General features: G+C 41.7%; 9 protein-coding genes. 1 reads left to right on the forward strand and 8 read right to left on the reverse strand.

What is annotated here, in order from left to right:
* The coding region (locus tag VGB26_01145; protein HEX9756386.1) for a hypothetical protein at nucleotides 1-326 on the forward strand (326 nt) is incomplete at its 5' end.
* On the opposite strand, the gene VGB26_01150 is transcribed toward VGB26_01145, so the two are convergent.
* The 8 genes from VGB26_01150 to VGB26_01185 form a co-directional block, all read right to left on the reverse strand.
* Nucleotides 298-1,713: a M48 family metalloprotease gene (locus VGB26_01150; protein ID HEX9756387.1), complete on the reverse strand. Its 1,416-nt coding sequence runs from the start codon at nucleotides 1,711-1,713 to the stop codon at nucleotides 298-300. The genes VGB26_01145 and VGB26_01150 overlap by 29 nt on opposite strands.
* A 273-nt stretch (nucleotides 1,714-1,986) precedes the next feature.
* On the reverse strand, nucleotides 1,987-2,541 hold the full coding sequence (locus VGB26_01155; protein ID HEX9756388.1) for a hemerythrin domain-containing protein: 555 nt from the start codon (nucleotides 2,539-2,541) through the stop codon (nucleotides 1,987-1,989).
* A 77-nt stretch (nucleotides 2,542-2,618) separates the two neighbouring features.
* Nucleotides 2,619-2,825 carry a hypothetical protein gene (locus VGB26_01160; protein ID HEX9756389.1) on the reverse strand — a complete coding sequence of 69 codons (207 nt, stop codon included), beginning with the start codon at nucleotides 2,823-2,825 and terminating at the stop codon, nucleotides 2,619-2,621.
* Between the two features lie 9 nt (nucleotides 2,826-2,834).
* The gene (locus VGB26_01165; GenBank protein ID HEX9756390.1) at nucleotides 2,835-3,593 is read right to left on the reverse strand and encodes a class I SAM-dependent methyltransferase; all 759 of its coding nucleotides are present in this window, start codon (nucleotides 3,591-3,593) and stop codon (nucleotides 2,835-2,837) included.
* 40 nt (nucleotides 3,594-3,633) lie between these two features.
* Nucleotides 3,634-4,119 carry a hypothetical protein gene (locus VGB26_01170; protein HEX9756391.1) on the reverse strand — a complete coding sequence of 162 codons (486 nt, stop codon included), beginning with the start codon at nucleotides 4,117-4,119 and terminating at the stop codon, nucleotides 3,634-3,636.
* Nucleotides 4,120-4,262: 143 nt separating this feature from the next.
* Nucleotides 4,263-4,667: a hypothetical protein gene (locus VGB26_01175; GenBank protein ID HEX9756392.1), complete on the reverse strand. Its 405-nt coding sequence runs from the start codon at nucleotides 4,665-4,667 to the stop codon at nucleotides 4,263-4,265.
* Nucleotides 4,668-4,788: 121 nt separating this feature from the next.
* Nucleotides 4,789-5,652: a pirin family protein gene (locus tag VGB26_01180; protein HEX9756393.1), complete on the reverse strand. Its 864-nt coding sequence runs from the start codon at nucleotides 5,650-5,652 to the stop codon at nucleotides 4,789-4,791.
* A gap of 44 nt (nucleotides 5,653-5,696) precedes the next feature.
* Nucleotides 5,697-6,029, reverse strand: coding sequence for a YnfA family protein (locus VGB26_01185; protein HEX9756394.1), 333 nt, complete (start codon nucleotides 6,027-6,029; stop codon nucleotides 5,697-5,699).
* Nucleotides 6,030-6,267: the final 238 nt, after the last annotated feature.

Raw genomic sequence — 6,267 nt, forward strand, 5'->3', positions numbered from 1 at the left:
TCAAACGTCGCATCATCGGTCCCGTCTCTGCTTGTGTCCTGGATTCATCGTCAAACCAGGACCCCGTGAAAAAGGGGACAGGATACTTTTTCCTTCTTGACGTATGTCAACCATATCGGATTCCCGCTTTCGCGGGAATGATGGGAAGGGCCTGGATTTCCGCTTTCCCCTGCCTGCAAGTGCTCGCCGGACAGGCGGCTAATGACAAAATTTACCCACTCACTTCCACGATGAGCCTTAAATTTAAATTAAAATCGTTTTCCCTAACAGAAGAATATAGAAAAAAATATCATGGTTTTATATCCCCCGATTTATTAAGTCACTAATTTCCTTTTTAATTTTAAAAGAAAGATCGGTCCCTGGGATCACCAGGTCCTGGGCCTGGTAAAATTGGGATAGGGCTTCCCTTGGTTTTAGGTCCAAACGGAAAAAACGGCCCATATGATAGGCTTCCAAAAGCTTTTCCCCAATTTTTCCGTATGCCTGCGCCAAATGGAGATTTAATAAATGATCAGTGGTTCGACTTTCCAAAGCTTTTTTAAAAAAAGGGATTGCCAAACGGGCCTGTCCCTTATGAAGCAGGACGTTTCCCCTTACAATGAGGGCCATGGGCTCTTTGGGATCAATTTTTAGGGCTTCATCTGCTGTTGCTTTAGCACGATCCACTTCCTGCATTTGAAGTAAGCAATACGCCATGTCCCCAAAATACACCGCTGAATTGGGCTGAAGATTGATTGCCTCCTGATATTCAAGAACCGCTTCAGGACAGCGGCCCGCTTTGAGAAACCCTACCCCTTTTAAATAATTTTCCCTTTCTTTATCCTTTTTCTCTCCTTCAAGTCCTCCGACAAGGGTTGTCATTTCCATGATGGGACGTTGCCCGGCCATTAAACTCACTTGAATTCTTTGCCAATCAACCGGGTATTTGAAATATTCTTTTTGTTCAAAATTTTTTCCAAGCATCAGTTCTAAATGCCCTTGCCTATCCGTTAGGCTGGGATGGGTAGAAAAATAAATTGGGATGTCAAAACTACTGAACCGATCGTAGAATGCAATGGTTTGAAGCGAATCCTTAAGAGCATTTGGGTTAAAGCCCGCTTTCTGAAGGTAGGCAACCGCATAGGCATCGGCCTCAGCTTCATTTTCACGGCTGTAGCGGAGTTGCAGATCTGCTGCGGCGGCTAATCCTCCTGCGGCCACGGCGGGTTCCCCACCCGAAAGAAGAATGGCAACAATAGCAGCAAGGTTTGCCGCAAGAATTTTTGATTGATCCTGGAAGAAATGATTCCTTTCCACATGAGCAATTTCGTGAGCTAAAACCCCCGCAAGTTCTTCAGGATTTTTAAATTTTGAAAGCAGACTGTCAAAAACAAAAATGTAACCACCCGGAACGGCAAACGCATTGGAAGGGGACCCCCGGACAACCAAAAATCGAAAATTATCGGGGTTAGATCCCTCCCCCTGCACAATTTTTCTTCCAATATCCTGAACCAGTTTAGTGACCTCAGGATCTTTTACAAATTGAAATTGGTTTAAGGCTTCGGATATAAAATTACGCCCAATGGTTTTTCCTTTGGACTGTGAGGCTTGGGGAACCGGCGGGGGTTTTTGGGGCTCTGGTTTTGGCCTTGAAGATGAACAACCCAATAAAATCAATAGAAGGAAAAACAAAAGAAAAAGTTTAAATTTTTGGTTCAGGAATTTCATTAACATTTAAACTATACAACCCTTTTGAAGTTAAAAACAATCCTTAACTTGGGGAAGGAAAAATCCAGAACTGGGGGTTGGGATACCCAACAAAAAATTCTTCCCTAAAATTAAACTAAAATCCCATTGATGCCCAAAAGGGAGGAAAAAGCGGTAATCCAAATAGGAAAGGTGAAAATCTACTTTAATTCCTGACTCAAATTTATCCAGGACATCATTCTATTTAAAAGAAAGAAGTCCTTCTGTCTTACCCTATTTTTAGGGAGAAGCCGAAGCCTCTTAAAGGTATATTTCCTCTAAGTGTTCAAGGACCCTGTGAAACTCTTCATGCTTTCCTTTACCGATTTTTTCTATTTCGGTCTTTTCAAAACGCTCCATCAGCTCTTTCTCTTCTTCGATTGAAAGATGCATTTCTGCCATTCTAAAAAGGACATTATTTTCCTTATCGATATGCAGCCTTAATGTAGAAATATAGGGAACTGCAAACTGGAGGATTTTTTTCGGAGCCTCAGGATCTCCCTTTTGATAGTTTTCAAATGCACCTTCCCATCCTCTTACATATCCCCTCATCAGTTCATGTTCATTAAGCATCACCCCAAGGGGGCCCCCTTCTTTGGGTATCCCGGCGTACTCCAAAGAGGGAAAAAGAATTTCCTCTTCCTTTCCATGGTGGCATTTGTCCGCGAAAATTTTAAAAAACTCTAAAATTTGGGTTAAATGTTTTGAATGAACCTTTTCTCCTTTTTCTATTTTCTCACAAACCTTCTCCAAAATCAGAAGCATTTTTTTTATTGCCTCATGCTCTTTCTTCAATTGTTCAATGGCCTCACCCACTTTAAAGCCCTCCCAAAATAAAAGATAAAATTATCCGGAAACCACATTGCCCCCAAATCCAAACTTTTCTCATCAGTTTATTTACAGGTAATAACCAGATGCTGTTGGGATTGAGGCACGGCAAAAATCTCACTTCGTTGAAATCCGGAATTTTTAAACATCCGGTCAAGATCTTTAAAAGTATAAGCATCCACCGCTTGGGTGGTTGCCAGCATTAAAATAGCAAAATCCGATGAGTCTGGAGAAACTCGGTCTTCATTCGGGACAAATTCAAGTGTGGTCACTCGTCCCCCTTAATTCAAAGAGGCATATAATTTACGCAATAAATTTTCACATGTTTCTGGGTCAAAATGATGAAGAAAGTTTGTTAATAGGACAAGGTCATAACCCATTCCAAAGTCCAATTGGAATGCATTACCTCTCATGCTTTCATATCGATCAAAAACTCCTGCTGTTTTAGCATTTCCTTCTGCCAAGGCTAATACATTGGGCCAATCAACCGCAACGATTTTTGCGCTGGGGTTTGCTTTAGCGATTTCAATGCCAAACAGGCCATGGCCGGCCGCAATATCCAGCACTTTCATCGGACTTTTTTTCCCTTGAGTTACATATTGAGAAATCCATTTTGCGGGTCCGGCCATTAATGGAATCATTGCCCGGGCAAAGGTAACCCACTCGGGATGATCATCGGTCACGGTCCCTTCTTGTTCAAGAGAAGTTCCCCCTTTACGCACGGCTTGGGTGAGGCCATTGAAACCCTCTATTAAAGGGGAAGACAGCAAAAATGCTAATGTTTCTCGCAAATAAGCGGGAGACCTTCGATCACAAAAAATTTTTGAATCCAATGTCAAACCGTATTCATCTCTTTTTTTCTCTAAAAAACCAATTTTTGTAAGAAAGTTGGCTAAAATGCGCACCCCCCTATGGGAAACCTGACACTTTTCTGCAAGGGCCTTAACGGTTCGGTTGCCTTCCGAAATAGCGGTAAAAAGGTCCAACTCAATGGCCGTATTCAAAGCAGCAGTCTGTTGATTTGCTTTGGCGGTTTGGATGGATAATAAAAGGGGGGGGGTTCTTTTTGGGGTTGGGCACTCATTTCTTCTCCTCTTTCTCTGGTTTTACATGAACACGAAGGACATTGCTTGTCATAGGGCCTTTACACCGGGTTGGTGATTCCGCTTTTAACTGATAAATTCCCTGCTTTTCAAAGCGAACCCTTCTTCCTTGAGTTTGAGGAAGCTCTGGAATATCAAATGTTGCCCCAAAAGTGGGGGTTGAAATCCATCGAACATTATTCTCAATATTTTCTTCGATTTCTGGGGAGGGCAGCTCTATCCAGCAATCCCCTTTTTTCAATGTAGAGAATTTAACCTTTTTCCACGGGCCCCCATGGCGTTGCGCTTTAATTTGATACCATTTATTTTCCCGAATTTCCCCTCCTTCCGGATCCTGAATCCATATATAAAGGGCCTCCTGATAATTTTTTGCGGGAATATAGATCTCTTTGGAATCATCTTCCGCACAGCCGCTTAAGATTAGAAAAGCAGCTATAAAAATATAATAAAAAGACTTTTTCAAAAGAATTTCCATTTTTAAAAGGAAGGGCCAAATTTTGAAATTAAACAGAAAATCATTTGATAAAACTTAAAACCCTTAATGATACGGTTAAAATATCCTTACCCTCTGCAGGTTTTTCTTCTTTTAGGATAGGAGCCTGAAATTCAAGCGGAGGCATGAAGGCCCTCCTTGGAAGTGAAATATTCCTTGGAGGTTTTCCCAAAAAATAAATACCCGGCAATTAGGAGAACAATGGCTAAACTTGAAAGGTAATAAACCGAAGGATATTTTGAACCATCCAAAAAAAACATGGGAGAAAAAAAACCAATGAACATAGAGCTAAGGTAAAATAACCTAGCCAATGGGGCCCTTTTTATTAGCAAAAACCCGGAAAGGGGCAAAAGAATCCCAAAAATAGAGGCAAGCATCCCAGCACCGCTGGTCCACCATTCTAAAAATGAAACCGCTCTTCCCTCCACCGAAAAAGAATTATGAGGAAAAATAGAGCTTACAAGGAAAAAAAGGCATGCCAGTGCATGAATGGTCAAAAATTTTAAAATGAGGGGCATTTTTTTAAAGTTTTCCCATAAATTTGCTTTCATCTCAACCATGGTTTAAATGGGTTCCTTTATCCTTTCAGTAGTCGAAAATATTGTGGGTCGGTTCATGGTTTAATTTCTCAGCCCTCACCTATGTCTTGGCCTGTTTAAGAAACGTCCCCAATTGATATTCCTCAAAAGCAGTTTTAAGTTCTTCCTGAGTATTCATAACTATCGGCCCATACCAAGCCACTGGTTCTCCAATCGGTTTCCCTGAGACCAATAGGAATCGCATCCCCCCTTCTCCAGCCAAAATAGAAAGGCAGTCCCCATCCCCAAAAGCAACCAAAGTTTCAGGTTCAATGAGGGCTCCACCTTCCGAATCAAAACAGCCTTTTCCCTGTAGCAAATAGGCAAATACCGTATATCCTTCTTTCACAGGATGTTTGAAACCTGAATCCGAAGGAAGGGACACATCCAGGTAATCGGGATCAATGACAATATCTTTCACAGGGCCATGAACTCCCTCAACTTTCCCACAAACAACTTTTACCATTCCACCGTTCTCCAACTTTACCTCCGGGATTTGATGACTCCGGACCTCCCGATACCGAGGCGCCATCATTTTTTGGGATGAGGGAAGATTGGCCCATAATTGAAAACCCCACATTAAACCGTCACCATGAACTTTTGGCATTTCTTGATGGATGATACCGCTCCCCGCCGTCATCCATTGAATGTCCCCGGAATGAATGATCCCTTTATTACCCATACTGTCCCCATGCTCCACTTCGCCGTGAAGGACATAGGTAATGGTTTCAATCCCGCGGTGTGGGTGCCAAGGAAATCCTTTGATATAGTCATCGGGATTCCTCGAATGAAAATCATCCATAAGGAGGAAAGGATCAAATTGAGGAACTTCAGAATTTCCGAAAACCCTCTTTAAACGTACGCCTGCACCTTCAATGGTGGGTTTGCTTTTAAAGGTTTTTTTAATTTTCCTTGGGTTTCTCATATTTTTCCATCCCAACGGGGTTTGTACCGTCATCTATTTTTAAATTAATGGCCCATTAGACGAGGGCCGAATAATATAACCGAAGCTCCGGCTAAACATAAGACCATTCCCATATAATCCGACCAAAAAGGTTTTGTCCCTTCAACCACGGTTAACCACAATAAAGACGAAATGATGTAAATCCCCCCGTACGCCGCGTAGGCTCTCCCCGCAAATGGCACCTCAACCCGCGTCAGTACAAAGGCAAAAAGAGCTAAGCTTAATACCCCTGGTAGAATCCATAAAAAGCTTTTATCTAACCGCCACCATATCCAAAAGGCATAACAACCAAAAATTTCAAAAAAAGCAGCAAGAAAAAACCAAAAATAATTAACCATCTGAAGAGCCCTTTCTTTTTTCCAAATTAAAGGGAATTGTATAGTTATTTATAAAAAGGGTAACTATTTCCAAATTTGAAAGCAATAAAATAAATAAGGCTCATCGTGGAAGTGAGTGGGTAAAATTTTAAGGGTTGGATGTCGTAACGTTGCTTTTTCACGATAGAAAAAGGTGTTTATGGTAGGCAAGAAATCTGGCAAGATTGCCGGATGGAAAAAATCAGGCGATTGGTGGACG

The organism is Nitrospiria bacterium, from assembly GCA_036397255.1.
Lineage (GTDB): Bacteria > Nitrospirota > Nitrospiria > DASWJH01 > DASWJH01 > DASWJH01.

Bases quoted from the DNA above. Each gene is read 5' to 3' on its own strand.
- VGB26_01180 (HEX9756393.1), bottom strand. From the start codon at position 5,652: ATGAGAAACCCAAGGAAAATTAAAAAAACCTTTAAAAGCAAACCCACC.
- VGB26_01175 (HEX9756392.1), bottom strand. From the start codon at position 4,667: ATGCCCCTCATTTTAAAATTTTTGACCATTCATGCACTGGCATGCCTT.
- VGB26_01150 (HEX9756387.1), bottom strand. From the start codon at position 1,713: ATGTTAATGAAATTCCTGAACCAAAAATTTAAACTTTTTCTTTTGTTT.
- VGB26_01185 (HEX9756394.1), bottom strand. From the start codon at position 6,029: ATGGTTAATTATTTTTGGTTTTTTCTTGCTGCTTTTTTTGAAATTTTT.